Raw genomic sequence first — 17395 nt, forward strand, 5'->3', positions numbered from 1 at the left:
CAAAGCCACCTCTGGAAGGTCCAGGAGCGGCGTGCTGGCCTTGCAGGTCCTGATAATCATTGCGGCAACGGCCTGCGCGGCGGACAGACAATCCCAGCGGGACACGACCTGGGCCGCGCACTTCATCAGCGCCGCGGAACGCATCGAGGCCCGGGCCCGCTCGGTGGGCATGGCCCGCCTGCACGACGTGCGCGCGGATCAGGCGGAGCTGCGCGGCTGGATGGAAACCGTCTCCACGGAGATGGCCCTCGGAGGCGCGGAGGCCCAGGGGCCCGGACACTACGCGCTCGGGTGCGGGGAACGGGTCCTGGGTCGCGAAACGGAAGCGCTCGCACAGTTGGAGGCGGCCTGGAGCGCAGGCTTCCGTGACCCTCGCGTGGCGTGGGTCCGGGCACAACTCCTGAGCGAGCGCTACCGCGCGCTGCGGCTGGAAGCCATCGCCGCTCCCGACGCGGATGAACGGAAGGCGCGCGAGCAGGACGCGGAAAGCAAGTACCGCGAACCCGTGCTCACGCTGCTGCGTCAAGCGGCGGGAGCGGAGTCTCCGTCAACGGACTACGGCGCGGCGCTGGTCGCGATGCACGAAGACCGCCTGGACGCGGCGCTCGCGCTCCTGGAGTCCGTGAACACGAAGCATCCCTGGTTCGTGGAAGCGCGGCTGATGCGCGCGGACGTGTTCCTGCTGCGTGCCGCCTGGCACTGGAGGGAGCAGCGGACGAAAGAGTCGAGCGAGGACATGACGGCCTCATTCCAGGCGCTCACGAATGCCAGGGCCACGGCGGAGAGCTTCGCCCCAGCCCACCTGGCCCTGGGACGCTACGAGGCCGCCGCGATGAACCTCGTGCGTACCGCCTACGGAGAGAGCGTGCTGCGCCTGTCCATCGATGACGACGAGGAGCAAGGGCCGGCGCAGACGGGGCTCGCTGCGCTGGACGCGGCCACCCGGATTGATCCCGGCCATGCGGGGTTCGCCTGCGAAAAGGCGCGCTTCCTCACCATGCTCGCGGAGCGACCGAACACCTATGGAGGCTTCCTTTCCCTGCGCAGCAGGGCCGTCGAAGCCGCGCAACATGCACTGACGCTGGAGCCTGCGAGCGCTTGTGGCCGCATGGAGTGGACCCGGGTGATGGTGCAGGAGACCGAGAAGGTCCTGAAGGAGAGCCCGGTGGACTTCTACAAGCTCCAGAAGGCCCTGGATCTGCTGGAGGCCGTTCCTCCGCCTGGACGGGATCTCGGGTTCCACCTCCTGCGCGCCCGGCTCCTCCATCTCTGGACGGAGGCCGACCTCCAGGTAGGGAGTTGGAGGGTCGGCTCCAACGGATGGAAGCACCAGGAGCAGGCCATCGAAGCCTATCGGAGCGCGGTCGCGCTCGAGGAGCGTGTCCCCGCGTACTGGGTCCGGTTGGGGGAACTCCTCCTGGCCCGGGCTTCCAATCCCACGGCGAAGGATGTCGACGAGGATTTGGAGCAAGCGGGAAAGGCTGTGTCGCAAGCCATGCGGGGCGGCTACACGAAGGCACCCGAGGTGTGGCTCCTGACAGCGCACCACGACGTGGCTCAGGCCTTGCGGAAGCGAGCCCAAGGAGAGACGGCCCCGTGGAGGTTCGAGCAGGCCGCACAAAACATCCGCAATGCCCTCATCAACGGGGCCCACAATCCGACCCTGCATCACGAACTGGGGCTCGTCCTCCTGGAGCACGCGAGGGAGACCTGGGAGCACGGAGGCGATCCCTCCGCGCTGCTGGATCAAGCGGAGGCGGCCCAGGTCCAGGCGGCGAAGCTGGCGCCCTCTCATGACCTGGGCAAGTTCGGGCAGGCGTCGGTCCACGCGGCGCGGGCGGAATACGCCTGGTGGCGAGGAGCGGATCCCACCGAGCAGGCGGAGCGGGCGGATGCGTTCTACAGCCAGGCGCGCCCCTTCTTCAAAACCCATAAGAACCAGCAGTTCGCAGGCCGCATGAAGGTTTCCCACATCCTGGCGCGCCACCTGCTGGAGCAGGGCCGGGATCCCGACCCCGTGCTCAAGCGACCGTGGGAAAGCCTCGACATCATGGAGCGGATCGGCCAGGACCGCGTCCTGCGTTATCTCGCCACCGGGACGATGTTCAGCCTGCGTGCCCGCCATTCGGCCCGCACGGCTCCGGAGAAGGCGGAGAAGGAGTTCGTCGAAGCGGAGAAGTCCTACGAGGAGGCCCTCCAGGTGGAGCCCCTGAATCGGGAGGTCCGTCTGGAGGAGGGCCAGCTGTTCCGTGAGTGGGCAGTGGCGCGAAACGCCGCGAAGCAGGATCCGGAGCCACTCCTGTCCAAGGGACTCGCGCTGGCGGACGCGTTGCTCAAGGAGCGTCCGAACTGGCCCGAAGCCCTGCTGCTGCGCGCGGCAATCCTTCGCACGAAGGACCCAGCCTCTGCCCAGGCCCGCGCGGACCGCGATGCGGCGTTGAAGGCCAATGCCAACCTCGCCCCTGGATGGGCGCGTCAGTTCCCGGAGGACGGGCCGCTCACTCCCTGAGCGCGGTGCTTCAGGGAGTGGCCGGAGACGTGGCGCAGGCGGACTGGTAATCCTGGAGCTTGCGCTCGAAGCGTTCCCGTTCCGGCGCGGGCCATTTCGCGGGCAGCAGCTCCACGGCCTTGCGCTGTTGCGCCAGCGCCTCGGTGCACTGGTTCAGCCCGAAGTGCGCGGCGGCGGCGGTCTCCAGCACGTAGGGATTGGGGTGCTCGCCCAGCGCAGAGCGGCGGATGGCGGGGCGCAGTGCCTTCAGCGCGTCGGAGTGCTGGCCCGCCTGGACGCGCTGCCAGGCCATCTCCGTGGCGATCCACCAGTATTCGGGCGCCATCGCGTAGGCCCGGGCCAGCACCCGGGGATAGTGCGGATGATCCGGTGCATGGATGGCGAGCTGCGCGGCCAGGTTGGTCCAGGCCGAGGTGCTCGTAGGGGACCACCCCACCCGCTTCCGGGCCCACTCCAGCTTCAACTCCGTGGACAGGTCCGGGCCCCGGTTGCTGCCGTAGATGGGATGGAAGTTGACGGTGTACGGGCGGCTCATCGGATGCCCCGCCAGCATCCACGGCCTGTACCGGTCCTCTGAGAGCTGCGCGATGAGGTGCGCTGCTTCATGCTCCGGCCCACTCTCGATGACCTGACAGTCGCGCAGGCGGCCATCCACATCCAGCCGGCAGCCGAGGATGATCAGCGCGTACTGGGTGTGGGTGAACCGCGGCTCCCGCTTCATGGGGCGTACCGCCGCGGCCTCAAGGATGACCGAAGGCTGCACCTGCTCCTTCAAGAACACGCACGCCTTCTCGTAGTCCGCGTCGCATGAGGCTCGCAGCTCCCCGAAGGCGCGGCGAAGCTCCGCGTCGGAGGGATTTCCCTTCAGGACCTGGACGACCTCTTCGAAGACACGGGGCGCCTGGTCAGGCTCCAGCTCCACGGAAGGGGCCTTCAAGGAAGCAAACGCGTCGGTGGTGACGAACCCGAAGTTCGTGCCCTGGGCGATGCGGCGCTCATAGGAGCTCGGGTCGTCCAGGTAGGCATCCATGGCCAGCGACAGGTGACCATGACTCGCAGTGGACGGGGGAAGACCGTAGTGGCCACATCCCGTTGAAAGGCACAGCAGGAAGAGGGACAGCAGACGCCAGGACATGGCGCTGGACTGTAGCGCAGGGCCTCAGGGAGTCGCGGGAGCCGACACGGACGTCGTGGCCGCGACCAGGTTCCCCGCGCCGTCCTTCGCCAGGCCGTACAGCTTGATGGCGCCCGTCACGACTGGCAGACGCACCCGCCACGTACCGGGAGTGGTCCCCTTCCGGGACTCCAGCATCGTCACGCGGTCGCGCTCCGCTCGGGCTGACGCGCCCCGGAAGTTGTAGGCGAAGGACACGTCCAGCGGAGTGGCGGAGGTGACGTCGAAGGCCACGGTCGCCCAGTCTTTCTCCAAGCCCCGGACCTCCAGGCGCACCGGCACGGGCAGCTCGGGCGCTGGCTTCACGCCCGTGTACGCCTCCCGCACCGCGTGCCACGCCGGCCGCGTGGACGTACCGGACAGCATGCCCAGCCACAGGCCGGTGTGATCCAACGCCGCGCTGTAGTTGAAGACGAACAATCCCAGACACCGGCCCGCCTGGACGTGGGGAGCCAGGGCGTTGCGCCAGCCGTCCACGATGACGTCGTACTTCTCTCCGTCACCGGGTTCCTGGGGCACGCCGCGAGCGTCCTTGGGGGCCTCCCATTCGCCCTGCGCGCCGAACTCGGTGATGAACCACGGCTTGCGGCCACCAGCCTGTTTCACCGCATCCGCCAGCGCGTGGATGCCCCGGCCGTAGACGTTCAAGCCATACGCATCCAGCGAGGGCACGTACTTCTCCCAGAACGGGATGCCCAGCGTCCAAGCGTCCACGGACAGCACCGGGTGCGCGGGGTCCGCCTTCTTCACCGCGCGGACGACCTTCTCCAGGAAGCGCGCGTAGGCGACCTTGGACGGATCATCCGGCGAATTGAGGATGACTTCGTTGCCCACGCCCCAAGCGAGCACCGCCGGGTGCTCCTTGAAGCGGCGCACCTGCGCGAGAGTGGCCTGGAGTTGCGCCTCACGGCCCTTGGCGTCGCGCACGTAGTCGAACGCGTCGTCATTCTCCATGCCCGGGCGGCCCGGCCGCAGCCACAGTCCCACGAGCACGCGCAGGCCATGTTTGTGCGCGGCATCGAGCAGCGCGGCGGTTTCATCCCCCGTGCCCCAGGTGCGCAGCGTGTTGACGCCCAGGGCCTTGAGTTGCTCGCAATCCTTGTCGAAGTTCGCGGGCCCGCCCGTGCCACTGAAGGTGACTCCCTTCGCCACGTAGGGCTGGCCATCCACCTCCAGCTTCCAGCCCTCCCCTGCCTTCAGGATGGCAGTGCGAGCCTCTACGTCCCACGTGGGAAGCAGGAGCGCGGTCAACAGCAGGATGCCTGCGGCGATGGGGCGGGCAGTGGCCATGACAGAGAGTCTAGCGCGCGTCCGCACTCCCCGAGAGCCCAGACACGAATCAGGGGTCGACCAGTCCTATCAGCAAACTCTCGACATCGAGGACGATGGGGTCCCAGTCCGGCGGTTGTTTCGGCATCGTGCCGTCCCCCACGTGATTGACCAGCCAGGTCTCCATCCGGGCAACGATCACCTGCGCGGTTTCACGCCGGGTCACCAATCCATCCGTCGCCGCCAGCCAAAACTCTCTTGGCCCATACAGGACTTCATTCAACGCATGCTCAAGGTCCGAATCCGACACCTGCTCGAATGCCAGGAGGATCGCCAGTTTCCTGGCACATTCCACCAGGCGCGCCATTTCAGGCCTCGGACCTTCATCCTCAGTGCTCATGAAGCTCCTTATCGGACATGAAAAATCTTGCCCCGCTTCTGAGGCGTCATGTCGAGTACGTCTGAACCCGAGGCTTTCTCCAGAAAGGCCAGGGCTGATTCCAGCGTCTCGAATCTCTCCCTCAACTCAAGAGCATTCTCCTCAACAGCCATCAGCGCCTCAGGGATCTCAAAATAATAGGCAACAAAAACATCCCCTGATCGCTGAACCCCCATGGTCTGGTAGATCGCTTCTCCCTCTCGCACCAGGTCTCTACGCTTCCCCACCTGCTTTCCCGCGTAAATCCACTCACGTAATCGCGCAGGGATGTCCATCACTTCGCCTCCTTGAAACGCTCGCCCGGCCCGACTCTTGTCATTTTCACATCGGTCATCCGTGATGAACTGCGGCGCATTCAGGAGATCGTACCGTGAAGCTCGAAGGAAACGGATGGAGCGGTGACTTCGGCGGTTCCTGTCCGATGCAGGGCGACGGCGAGGTGGACGGCCTTCCGTTCTACTTCCGTGCGCGCTGGGATTCGTGGGAGCTGGACATCGCGCAGCCGGGCTGCGACCCGCTCGACGTCGACGAGGCTGCGATGGCGCGCGGTGAGGGCTGGCGTCACGAAGAGATTTGGCCCGGCGGCCCCTATGACGCGGGCTACATGGAATTGGATGACGTCCAGAGGTGCATGGACCGCGCTGTCGCCCTCTTCCGCGCCAGCCGGCCAGCCACTTCGTAGGCCTGCGTCCCCAGTCCCCAGGTTTCGTGCTACCCCGAAGCCGTGGACCCGCTTGTCACCCACCTCGAACCGGCGCCCCTGGCGGATGAATTGCCAGGTGCGTTCCCGAGCCCCTTCGACGCCGTGGGCCCGCACGCCCTCGCGCGCCGGGCCGCGGAGTCGCTGCAGGCCACGCTTCGCGAGGGATTCATCGCTCCCGGCATTACCAGCGCCGTCCTCCAGGGGCCGGACGGCGGAAAGATGTTCGGCGTGCTCGTGGTTCGGCAGCCGGACGGGACGCTCGGCGTGCTGCGAGCCTTCTCCGCGATGCTCGCGGGACGCTGGGACGTACCGGGCTTCGTGCCTCCCGTCTTCGACCGTGAGGCACGCGCCCGCGTGGAGCCGGTGGCCGACGCCACGGTGAAGTCCCTGCTGACCCGCGCCGAAACCTGGAGGACCTCCGAGGAATTGCGTCGCGTGCGAGAGGAAGATGACGCCCGACAGACACGCGAGGCCACGGAGCGCGAAGCCATGCGCTTGCGCCACGACACCCACCGCCGCCAGCGCCATGAACGTCGCGCCGCCATCGTGGCCATGTCCGCGCTCACGGAGACCGAGCGAGCCCAGGCGCTGCACACGCTCGACCAGGAAAGCCGAGGCGACAAGGCGGAGAAGCGTCGATGGGACGCAGCGCAGGAAGAAGCCCGTCGCCAACTCGCCCCCGCCCGAGCAAAGGCGGAACGACGTGTGCGCGCGCTGGACCGACTGCGGCGCATCGTCTCACGCGGCTTCATGAAGCAGTTCCACGACACCTACGCCATCACCAACGCCCGAGGCGAGACCCGCCCCCTGCGCTCGCTCTACGGTGGCGCGGAGCCCCCATCCGGCGCTGGCGACTGCGCGGGTGCGAAGCTGCTCGCTTACGCCTTCGCGCACGGACTCCAGCCCGTGGCGCTCGCGGAGTTCTGGTGGGGCACGCCTCCCGCGTCCGGAGGCCGCATCCAGGGTGCCTTCTATCCGGCGTGCCGCGACAAGTGCGGCCCCCTGCTCCCGTTCATGCTGGAGGGCCTGGAGGTCTCCGCCCCGCGCGTCTTCGTCCCACCGCCCGCGCCCACGCCGGACCTCTCCATCGTCTTCGAGGACGCGTGGCTCGTCGTCATCGACAAGCCCTGTGGCCTGCTGTCCGTGCCAGGCCGGGATGCATCCCTCCTGGACTCGGTGCTCACCCGCCTGCGCGCGCGATACCCCGACGCCACGGGACCACTGCTCGCGCATCGGCTGGACCTGGACACATCCGGGTTGCTCGTCGCCGCGCTGGACAGCCGCACGCACGCATCCCTTCAACGCCAGTTCCTCCACCGCGACGTGGCCAAACGTTACGTGGCGCTCATCGACGGTCCCGTGCACGGCGGCTCGGGCACCATCACCCTGCCCCTCCGAGTGGACCTGGACGACCGTCCCCGGCAGATCGTCGACCCCATCCACGGCAAGCCCGCGGTCACCGACTGGGAGGTCCTCCACCGCGCGGTGAGCCACACGCGCGTGGCCTTCCATCCACGCACGGGCCGCACGCACCAGCTCCGCGTCCACGCGGCGCACCCTCAGGGCCTGGGCGCGCCCATCATGGGAGACCCGTTGTACGGACACGCGGGCCTGCGTCTGCACCTGCACGCCGAAACGCTGTCCTTCGTGCATCCGGCGACGGGGCAGCGCGTGTCCTTCACCCGCGCCGCCCCGTTCTGAACTTCCGCGTCAGTTGACGAGCAGCACCTTGCCCACGCCGCCCTGCTCCGCGACCTTCTGGGCCTCGCGCGCGTCGTCCAGCTTGAAGGTCCGGCTGATGGGAATCACCAGGTCCCCCTTTGCCGCGCTCACCGCGATCTGCTCGAGCCGACGCGCATCCGGATGAGCCATGAAGCTGCGCACGACGAGGCCCTTCTCCTTCGCGCCCTTCGGCTCACCCAGCACGCTGCCCACGGTCCCGCCGTGCTTCACCTTGTCGAGCACCGCCGCCACGGCCTCACCGCCCACCGTGTCCGCCACCGCGTCCAGCGTGGGCAGCTTCGCGACGTCCTTCGGATCATCCAGCGCGACGACGCCGTCCACGCCCAGCTTCCGGGCCTCCTCCACCTGCGTCTTCCGCACACCCGCCCAGATCTTCGCGCCCCGCGCCCGCGCAGCGAAGACGGCCGAGCGCCCCACCGCGCCCAGCGCGCCAGTGACGAGCACCGTCTCCCCCTGCGAGGGCCGCACGTGCTCCTCGATGAGCTGCGTGCCCGTCAGCGTCACCAGCGGCAGCGCGGCGGCGGCCCGCAGGTCCAGGTTGTCGGGCACCTTCGCCCAGGCCTCCGTGGGCGCGACCACCGTCTCCGCGTAGCCGGCGTTCACCAGGCCCATCACGCGGTCGCCGGGCTCGAAGTCCTCCACGCCCGTGCCCACCTCCACGACCTCACCGGACACGTCGCGCCCGAGGATGGTGGGGAACTTCAGATCCATCCGCCCCTTCATGTCCCCGCGGCGGATCTTCCAGTCCACCGGGTTGATGCTCGCGGCGGTGACGCGGACCTTCACCTCGCCCGGCCCCACCTTCGGCTCGGGCATCTCCTGCACCGCGAGCACGTCCACGTCCCCATAGCCTTTAAGCACGACCGCTTTCATCCGGGCCTCCACGTAAGCCGAGCGAGGGAAGAGACTTCCAACGTCGGCCCAACGGTAAGCACCCGCGAAGGGGCTGCCATCGTCCGCGACCGCTCGCCCCTCCTCCTGCTTCCCTGGACGGCCGAGGGCCGTCAGCGGGGCTGGAACTCCAGCGCCTCGCGCAGCACCGGATACGTGTCCTCCGCGGCGGTGCTGCCCATGAAGGTGTCCAGGTGGCCGTAGCCCGGCAACATGCGACGCTGGTACCAGCGCGCGCCGTTCGCCTCGCGCAGCCACTGGAAGGTGCGCTCCGTGGACGACGGCAGGTACGTGCGGTTCTGCTCGCTGGAGACGAACGTGATGGGCCGCTGGAAGGGCTCCGGGTCCAGGTAGTCCGGCGGCCGTGCCTGCCCGTAGCGCCGCAGGTTCTCCGCGCGGCCGTAGTCGAACTTCACCGCGTGACCGCCGCGCGACATCTGCCCCAGGTGGCGGAACGTCAGCAGGTTGCACCTACCGAACTGCTCCTCCAGCCGCGCGTGCGTCTCCTGGTTGAGGCGCGCGTGCCGGTACAGCCGGCCGTACATGAACGACAGCCGGTGGCACACCGGGCTGTCACACTCCATCCGCAGGAAGCTCGACACCTTCGTGAAGGCCGCCTGGAACAACGGCGTGCGGGACGCGTCATCCGGCGTCAGCGAATCCAGCCCCGCGTCCAGCAGCTCCGGCACCCGCAGGAGCGCCTTGAAGCGCGTGGAGGCCGGCGTGTGGTGGTGCAGCGCCACCTGCGACGCCACCACGGTGCGCACGTCCTGCAGGTGGCCCGCGGCCATGGACATGAAGAACGCCGCGGACCCCGCGCAGTGCACCACCGCCTGCACCGACTCCGCGCCGGTGATTTCGCGGATGCGCCGCACCGCCGCCGGCATGTCGTGGTCCGCCGCGTCGTCCAGCGTGAACTGGCGCAGGGGCAGCTGTACGCTGGCGCGCCAGTCCAGGAGCCACGTGTCGTAGCCGTGGCGCACCAGGTACTGGACGAAGTTCTCCTTCAGCGTGGGCAGCATGAACATGCCGCTCCACACGCCCGCGCCGTGCACCAGCAGCACCGGCCCCTTCGTGCCGCCCACGTAGCGGGTGAGCTTGAGGGGCACGCCGTCGCCCGCGAGGAAGTCGTACCGGTCCGCCATGGGCAGGCCCTGGAGCGAGACATCCTGGGACCGCGTCCGCGACACCGCCGCGCTGCTTCGGTAATCAAAAGCCATGGGCCACCGCCTCCGCGATGCGCTCGGCCACCGCGCTGATGGTCATCACCGGATGGAAACCGATGGACGTGGGGATGACGGAGCCATCCGCCACGTACAGTCCGGGGTAGTTGAACACTTCGCCCTCCGTCGACACGACGCCTCGGCCCGGCGACTCCGCCAGGTGCGCCCCGCCCAGCGAGTGCACCGTGAACGGCCGGCGGAACAGCTCCCACGTGACGAGCGGCGCGAACGTCCCGCCATACTGCGAGGCCAGCTCATGCATCGCTGAAGTCATGCGATTCACCAGCGCCACGTTCTCGTTCGCGTAGTCCCACTCGATGTCCAGCCGGTCGCCCTTGAGCACCATGTGTCCGTTGGCATTGTCCTGGCCAATGGCGAACAGGTTGCTCGTGCGCGCCGGATCCACGCCGGTGCCCAGCGGCTTGCTGAACAACCCCTTGGCGAACGCGCCGTGCAACAGCGGCCACAGCTTCGGCCACAGCGGGGCCCCCATACCGCCCAGCAGGCCCAGCTGCGGCTGCCCCAGCCCCGCGAGCACCGCCGTCGCCGGCCGGTTGAACGTGGCCGTCACCATGGTGAAGCGCGGCGCGGCGTCGAAGAAGCGCATCACCGTGGCCACGTCCGGCCCCTCCCACGGGAGGATCTCCTCGCGGCTGCCGTGCAGCGAGCCCAGGAAGTCGCCGTTGCCGGAGTAGCCGCGGCCCAGCCAATCGCTCACCAGCGGCAGCGTGCGGGCCCGGTCGCGGCTGCGCAGCAATATCTCCACCGTGCCCAGCGCTCCGGCGGACAGCACCACGCGGCTGCCCTCCACGGACGTCTTCTCACCGGTGGCCAGGTCCTTGAAGTGCACCCGGTAGCCGCCCGCCACGCGCTGCACGTGGGACACGGACAGGCCCGGCCACACCGTGGCGCCCAGCTTCTCCGCTCGCGCCAGATAGGTGAGGTCCAGGGTGTTCTTCGCGCCGGACTGGCAGCCGAACTCGCACTCCGCGCAGCGCTGGCACGCCTTGCGGCCCGGGGCGGAGGGCTCCGTCCAGGACACCGCCTGGTCCGGGTCGAACGTCTGGCGGCCCATGCGCCGCGCGGCCTGCTGGAACAGGTCGCGCTTGCGCAACGGGTCGGACGCAGGGAACGGCTTCACGTCCAGCTCGTGCGCCACCTTGTCGTAGTACGTGTCCAACGCCTCGCGGCTGAAGCCCCGGGGCCAGCGCGGATGGTCGAAGACGATGGGGTCCGGCCGCACGTGGATGTTCGCGTAGACGAGCGACCCGCCGCCCACGCCGCTCGCCGTCACCGTGCCGATGCCGGACAGGAAGCGCACGTCATAGAGCCCGCGTGCCTCCTGGCGGATGGGATTGCGCCAGAGCAGCTCGTCCGCGCGCGTGACGTCCCGGGGGAACTGGCCCGGGTTGTACCGGCGGCCCCGCTCCAGCACCGCCACGGACCTGCCCGCCTGCGCCAGCCGGAGCGCGGTGATGGAACCGCCGAAGCCGGAGCCCACCACCACCACGTCGTACTTCTTCGCCATGCCCATGGTGTGTTTCCCCTAGTCGAACTTCGCGCGGGCGAAGACGTCCCAGAGCGTGCCCATGAACATGCCGCCGAAGCGCCGCATCGCGTCCGCCTGCTTCAGCGGCGAGGACGTTCCCAGCACGGAGAACGTGGTGAGCTGCTGGAGGAAGTCCGGCAGGTGCAGCCGGATGATGCCGGTGGCGACGATGGGGCCGGTGCGCTCGTGCCCCTTGCGCAGCACGGTGTAGAGCGTGGACGTGTCGCTCCACACGTCGAAGCCCGCGTCGTCGTTGACCTCCTTGTAGCCATCCAGGAGGTACGGCTGGCCATCCACGCCAGTGAAGGGCAGCAGGTACAGCATGCGCCGCTCGTAGAAGCGCTCCGTGCCCACGAAGAGGTTGAAGACGCCGTTCTCCACCGGCGCGCCCCCGGGCGGCGTGAAGCCGCGCACGTGCAGCGTGCCCTGCACGATGCCGCCGTGTGACTCCTGCGCGAGGAAGCGGTCCAGGTTGGGCAGCGTGATGGTGACGACGAACTCCGCCGTCTGCCCGCCGCGCTGGCCCGCCCGCGCAGCTCCGGCGAAGTCCTCTGGCGACGGGTGGTTCGGCTGGAGGAAGCCCTTCATCCGCTCCGTGAAGCGCAGGCCCACCACCGGCGTGGGGGACACCACCGTGCCTCCGGGCGGAATCACCACGTCGCCCAGCGGATCCGTTCCGGGCACCACCGGCGAGGCCACCGTCTCCACCTCCGGCATCATCCGCAAGCTGACGCGAGGCGGGTACGCGGGCGTGGCCTTCATGGGCGCGCGCTCCGGCGCCACCCAGCCCGGCGCGTCCTTCGCCTCGCGGATGGCCCGCTCCACGTTGAGCTCCGCCACCGCGGCGATGGTGGAGGACGGGTTGACGCCCACGCCCACCGGCAGCGCCGCGCCGTCCATGACGTACAGGCCGGGATAGCCGTGCACCTGGCCGTCAGGCTTGAGGACGCCGTACGCGGGCTCCTCGGCCATCGCGCAGCCGCCCAGGTTGTGCACGGACACCGGCAGGTGCAGCCGCTCCCACAGCGGGTTGTAGGCGGCGCGCGTGCCCAGCGCTCGGGCCACGTCCTCGCAGAGCTGCTCCTGCGTGCGGTACAGCGGCAGGTTCGCGGGCACGTCCCACTGCACCTGGAGCTCGCGCGTGATGGGCGACAGCGTCAGCCGGCCGTTGGACTTGTCCCGGCCCATGGCCAGGAACACGGCCTGGAAGCGGCCGCGCTCGTTCTCGATGGCGGCCATCTCCTTGGAGCGCGTGCGCAGCACCTTCACCAGCTCGCGCTGGAGCAGGTCCGCAGGGAGCGTCATGGCGCGGTCCGGGTCCATGGCCACCATCAGCCCCGCGGCCTGCGCCGGATGCCCGCCCTCCTGGAAGAGGAACCAGGTCTTGTCCTTGCCCTGTCCTTCATCCACCACCATGCCGGTGGTGATGGTGGGGCCCACCGCGGGATCCCACGGCTCCTTCGTGTCGAAGGCGAAGGCGAGGAAGTCCCCGTTGGCGGAATAGCGCGTCCCCAGCCGCGCGCTCAGGTCCGGCAGCGTGCCGTGCACGTCGCGGTTGCGCAGCAGCAGCTCCGTGGAGTTCACCGCGCCCGCGCACAGGAAGACGCGGCGGGCGTCCACGGTGCGCTGCATGCCGGCGCTGGCGTGGTCGGTGAAGGTGACGCGGTAGCCCGGCGACAGGGGCTCGATGCGGGTGACCTCCGCCTGGGTGGTGACCTCCGCGCCCCGCTGTTCGGCGACGGCCAGGTAGTTCAGGTCCAGGGTGTTCTTCGCGCGGCGGTTGCAGCCGATGTCGCACTCGCCGCAGTAGTTGCAGCCCTCCTGGAGCACGCCGAACTTGTTGGGCAGGGGCTCGCCCGCGGGGGCGAAGCGCACGGCGAGGTTCGGGTAGAAGAACTGCGCCTCGCGGCCCAGCTTCTTCGCCACCTCCTGCATCCGCTTCGTCTTGGGCGGCAGCCCGCGCGCGGCGGCGGTGATGGGCTGCACGTCCAGCATGTGCGCGACCAGGTCGTAGTACGGATCCAACGACTCCCGGCTGTAGCCCTCCGGCCACCCGGACGCGAACACGTCCGGCGGCGGGCGCAGGTGCACGTTGGCGTAGATGAGCGAGCCGCCGCCGTACCCCGCGGCCTGAACCACGCTCATCCCCTTGAGGAGCTTGATGTCGAAGAGCCCCTGCCGGTGCTGCCACAGCCAGCCGTTGCGAGGGTCCTCGAAGTCGCGAGGGAAGCTGCCCTTCGGGTAGCGCAGGCCACGTTCGAGCACGCGCACGGTCAAACCCGCCTGCGCGAGCCGACAGGCCGCCACCGCGCCGCCAAACCCGGTGCCGATGACCAGGGCGTCGTATGCCGGTGCCATGTTCCCCCTCGGGTGCGGTCCCTGGGGAGCAGGGATCCGGAAGCGCGACCCGGGAACGTCCAGATGAAGGACGGACCTGACTCTACAACGGGTCACCCCCGTTTCCTTGAGGCCGGCCCCCCTCCACGGATCAGCATTTTTCGCTCTGGAGAACTGGATTCCATGATCAGCACGGATAGGTTGGCGGGCGAGCGGGCAGATGGCTCGCTTGGACGCGCGACGTCATGGCCATGGCCCGGTACCATCGGCGCGGAACGACCTTTCCCATGAACGCGGACGAGTGCCAGAAGCGGGGTCACCGGAGGTGGTGACGGACGAGGAGGTCCCGGCGGCGCCGACGGCGACCGCGCCCTCGGTGGATCCGCTGGTGGGGTCGACGATTGGCGAGTTCGTCATCCGGGAGCGCGTGGGCGCGGGAGGGATGGGGGTCGTCTACCGGGCGGAGCACCCGCTGATTGGCAAGCACGCGGCCATCAAGGTGATGCGCGCGGAGCTGGTGTCCCCGGAGCAGGAGCAGCGGCTGCTGGTGGAGGCGCGGGCGGTGAACGCCATCCGGCATCCGGGCGTGCTGGACATCTTCAACTTCGGGACGCTGCCGGACTGCCGGCCGTACGTGGTGATGGAGTTGCTCCAGGGCCAGTCGCTCGCGGACCGGATGCGCGAGCAGGACCGGATGGACGTGGGGACCACGGCCTGGGTGTTGGAGCATGTCCTCGCCGCGCTGGGGGCCGCGCACCGGGCGGGAGTGGTGCACCGGGACCTGAAGCCCGCGAACGTGTTCCTGATGGAGCAGCCGGACGCGGCGCCGCTGATCAAGCTGGTCGACTTCGGCATCGCCAAGGTGATGCAGGAGCATGACGCGCTGGCGCGGGCGGACCGCTCCACGGTGGGGACGCCGGACTTCATGGCCCCGGAGCAGATTCGCGGCGGAGAGGTGGGCCCGGCCGCGGACCTGTACGCGCTGGGCGTCATGGCGTTCCACATGCTCACGGGCACCCGGCCGTTCCAGGGTGACAACGTGCAGGTGATGTTCGCGCACGTGGAGCAGATCCCTCCCCGGGTGTCGTCGCGGGTGGAGGGGATTCCGCCGGAGCTCGATGAACTGGTGTCGCAGTTGATGGAGAAGGAGCCCGCGAAGCGGCCCGCGACCGCGACGGCCGTGCGGATGAAGCTCCGGGGGCTGGCACGACCGCCCGTGCCGTCCGTGAGAGTGGAGCCGGAAGCGCCACCGCCGCCGAGCGTGGAGGCGCGGACCGTACCGCAGGTGCCCACGACCCTCGTGCCGCCGGGGCGCCGGAACGAGGTGTCCATCGCGGTGGCAGCGGTTGCTGGTGTGGCGCTGCTGGGGTTGGGGTACTGGTGGGGGACGCAGACGCAGGTGATTGCGCCGCCGCGACCTTCCGAGCCGGTGACGGTGGAAGCGAAGCCCACGCCTCCGGTGGAGCCGCCGCCAGTCACTGCGACGCAGGCCCCTGCCGAAGAGCCGCCCGAGGTCATCGCGGAAGAAGCGCCTGTAGAGGAAGAGACCGCGACAGCGACCCTGGCGAAGTCCACGAAGTTGCCGCCATTGCCAGCGGGAACTGCCTCCGAGAAGAAGATGGAGCAGCGGCTCGCAGGTCTGTTCAAGCTCCTGCTGGCGCGGGCGAAGGACGTGGATGCGGAGGGAGCGCTGCGCGGCAAGCTGCTCCAGCAGTACCGGGCCGCCACGGACGCGACGGACTCTGAGCGTGCGCGCATCCATGTCGCGCTGGATGACATCGAGAAGGACCTGACCCAGCGCATCGCACTGCACGACGCGCCCCCGGCGCCCGTCGTCGTTGTCGCGCCCCCGGAGCCGCCCAAGGTTCCGGCGCTCGTGATTCCCAAACTCCCCACCCTGCCCCAGGGCAATGCCTCCGAGCAGAAGCTGGCCCAGCGCATGGACAAGCTGGTCGCGGAGCTGCGCAAGCGCACCCAGAACCAGGACGTCGCGCCGGAGCTCACGAAGCAGTTGGTGGACATCTACAAGTCCGCGGCGAACGCCACGACCGCCACCGAGCGCATGACCGTGCATCAGGCCTTGGATGCGTGGCAGGAGCGGTTGACGACACGCTTCCCCCGCTGATGAGCATTACGTCCAGGGGATCCACGGAAGTCCCGAGCCCTCAACATCCCCATGACGGGCCGTAGCGGGCGGCGTCATGGAGGAAAAGGACCGGCTCACTGGAAGTACCGGGGACTCCGCGTCGACTGGCGGACGAGCAAATAACCGGCAAGCCCCCAGGGCACGCGACGGCGTCCCCGGGCTCACGGTACTGTCACCGCAAAACGAGCTTTTCAATGAAGACGCGAAGAATTCCGGAGACGGGGGCACACCGGGCGCTGACGGAACGGGAGGTGCCGGTGGCGATGGCATCCACTGCGCCGAAGGCGGATCCGCTGCTGGGGGCGCAGCTGGGTGAGTTCATCATCCAGGAGCGCATTGGCGCGGTGGGATGGGGGTGGTGTACCGAGCGGAGCACCCCATCATTGGCAAGCAGGCCGCCATCAAGGTGTTGCGCGCGGAGTTGATGTCGCCAGAGCAGGCGCAGCGGTTGCTGGTGGAGGCGCGGTCGGTCAACGCCATCCGTCACCCGGGCATCCTGGACATCTTCAACTTCGGGTCGTTGCCGGACGGGCGGCCGTACGTGGTGATGGAGCTGCTCCAGGGCCAGTCGCTCGCGGCCGTGCTGCGCGCACGAGGCCGGCTGGACGTGGGGACAGCGGTCTGGATGTTGGATCAGATCCTCTCGCCGCTGGGGGCAGCGCACCGGGCGGGGGTTGTGCACCGGGACCTGAAGCCAGCGAACGTGTTCATGGCGGAGCGGCCGGACGCGGCGCCCATGCTCAAGCTGGTCGACTTCGGCATCGCCAAGGTGCTGCAGTCGCACGAGGGACTGACGAACGCGGACGGGTCCGTGTTGGGGACACCGGACTTCATGGCCCCGGAGCAGGTCCGCGGAGGCGCGGTCGGCCCGGCCACGGACCTGTATGCGCTGGGCGTGATGGCATTCCAGATGTTCACCGGCGAGCGGCCCTTCCAGGGTGACAACGTGCAGGTGATGTTCGCGCACGTCGAACAGGCACCGCCGCCGCCCTCGTCGAAGGTGAAGGGCCTGCCGCCGGAGCTCGATGCGCTGCTGCTCCAGTTGCTGGAGAAGGATCCAGCGAAGCGGCCTGCCTCCGCGGAGGAGGTGCGGCAAAGGTTGAAGGCGCTGTCGCTCGAGCCGCCGCCGGGCGCGCTGGGGCCGTCCGAGCCGGTGGAGCCGAAGCGGGAGGAGCCCACGTCTCCGACGGCGCCACGGCCGCCGGGGCTCGCGGTGTTGCTCGCGGATCGCCGGAAGGTGGCACCGCTCGCGGCGGTGGCCGTCGCGGGGGTGGCGCTGCTGGGCGTAACCGTCCGGCCAACGATGTGCCGTGAGGGATTGCCGGGGGAGCGGTTCGCGGCGGACGCTTCCGGGCATGGCGAAGCAGGTGGAGAAGCCGGAGTGGGCGCGCATCGCGGAAGCCTTCGAGGCC

Annotated in this window: 13 protein-coding genes; 5 read left to right on the forward strand and 8 right to left on the reverse strand. The window is 69.1% G+C overall.

All coding sequences use genetic code 11. The features are described from left to right. Positions 1 to 40 precede the first annotated feature (40 nt). The gene (locus tag D7Y15_RS18775; protein ID WP_148712802.1) at positions 41 to 2509 is read left to right on the forward strand and encodes a hypothetical protein; all 2469 of its coding nucleotides are present in this window, start codon (positions 41 to 43) and stop codon (positions 2507 to 2509) included. A gap of 10 nt (positions 2510 to 2519) precedes the next feature. On the opposite strand, the gene D7Y15_RS18780 is transcribed toward D7Y15_RS18775, so the two are convergent. Genes D7Y15_RS18780 through D7Y15_RS18795 form a run of 4 tightly spaced genes read right to left on the reverse strand, consistent with a single transcriptional unit; the run spans position 2520 to position 5666 of the window. Beyond that, positions 2520 to 3644, reverse strand: a complete 1125-nt coding sequence (locus D7Y15_RS18780; RefSeq protein ID WP_148712803.1) for a hypothetical protein — start codon at positions 3642 to 3644, stop codon at positions 2520 to 2522. A 24-nt stretch (positions 3645 to 3668) separates the two neighbouring features. Continuing rightward, a complete protein-coding gene (locus tag D7Y15_RS18785) occupies positions 3669 to 4973 on the reverse strand; it encodes a glycoside hydrolase family 2 TIM barrel-domain containing protein (protein ID WP_120576402.1) in 1305 nt (434 codons plus the stop codon). A 49-nt stretch (positions 4974 to 5022) separates the two neighbouring features. Continuing rightward, entirely contained in the window at positions 5023 to 5352 is a 330-nt protein-coding gene (locus D7Y15_RS18790; protein ID WP_147452050.1) for a hypothetical protein, read from the reverse strand. Between the two features lie 8 nt (positions 5353 to 5360). Beyond that, complete coding sequence (locus D7Y15_RS18795) at positions 5361 to 5666, reverse strand: hypothetical protein (RefSeq protein WP_120576400.1); 306 nt, start codon at positions 5664 to 5666, stop codon at positions 5361 to 5363. Between the two features lie 95 nt (positions 5667 to 5761). Between D7Y15_RS18795 and D7Y15_RS18800 the strand changes: the two genes are divergently transcribed. Then, positions 5762 to 6073, forward strand: a complete 312-nt coding sequence (locus tag D7Y15_RS18800; protein ID WP_147452049.1) for a hypothetical protein — start codon at positions 5762 to 5764, stop codon at positions 6071 to 6073. 42 nt (positions 6074 to 6115) lie between these two features. Beyond that, positions 6116 to 7795 carry an RluA family pseudouridine synthase gene (locus D7Y15_RS18805; protein WP_233605006.1) on the forward strand — a complete coding sequence of 560 codons (1680 nt, stop codon included), beginning with the start codon at positions 6116 to 6118 and terminating at the stop codon, positions 7793 to 7795. A gap of 9 nt (positions 7796 to 7804) precedes the next feature. Here D7Y15_RS18805 and D7Y15_RS18810 read toward each other — a convergent pair whose 3' ends face one another. The 4 genes from D7Y15_RS18810 to D7Y15_RS18825 form a co-directional block, all read right to left on the reverse strand. Continuing rightward, positions 7805 to 8710: an NADP-dependent oxidoreductase gene (locus tag D7Y15_RS18810; RefSeq protein WP_120576398.1), complete on the reverse strand. Its 906-nt coding sequence runs from the start codon at positions 8708 to 8710 to the stop codon at positions 7805 to 7807. Positions 8711 to 8841: 131 nt separating this feature from the next. Further along, the gene (locus tag D7Y15_RS18815) at positions 8842 to 9948 is read right to left on the reverse strand and encodes an alpha/beta fold hydrolase (protein WP_121753452.1); all 1107 of its coding nucleotides are present in this window, start codon (positions 9946 to 9948) and stop codon (positions 8842 to 8844) included. Next, positions 9938 to 11485 (reverse strand): FAD-dependent oxidoreductase, encoded by a 1548-nt coding sequence (locus D7Y15_RS18820; RefSeq protein ID WP_199745946.1) that lies wholly within the window; start codon positions 11483 to 11485, stop codon positions 9938 to 9940. The genes D7Y15_RS18815 and D7Y15_RS18820 overlap by 11 nt, the downstream gene beginning before the upstream one ends. 12 nt (positions 11486 to 11497) lie before the next feature. Then, positions 11498 to 13858, reverse strand: a complete 2361-nt coding sequence (locus tag D7Y15_RS18825; protein ID WP_121753453.1) for a GMC oxidoreductase — start codon at positions 13856 to 13858, stop codon at positions 11498 to 11500. A gap of 280 nt (positions 13859 to 14138) precedes the next feature. Here D7Y15_RS18825 and D7Y15_RS18830 point away from each other — a divergent pair, with 280 nt between their 5' ends. Both D7Y15_RS18830 and D7Y15_RS18835 read left to right on the forward strand, forming a co-directional pair. Then, entirely contained in the window at positions 14139 to 15962 is a 1824-nt protein-coding gene (locus tag D7Y15_RS18830; protein WP_233605007.1) for a serine/threonine-protein kinase, read from the forward strand. A 379-nt stretch (positions 15963 to 16341) separates the two neighbouring features. Continuing rightward, on the forward strand, positions 16342 to 17395 hold a 1054-nt coding region (locus D7Y15_RS18835), incomplete at its 3' end, for a serine/threonine-protein kinase (protein ID WP_233605008.1).

The sequence above is a fragment of the Corallococcus sp. AB030 genome (genome assembly GCF_003668965.1).
GTDB classification, from domain to species: domain Bacteria; phylum Myxococcota; class Myxococcia; order Myxococcales; family Myxococcaceae; genus Corallococcus; species Corallococcus exiguus.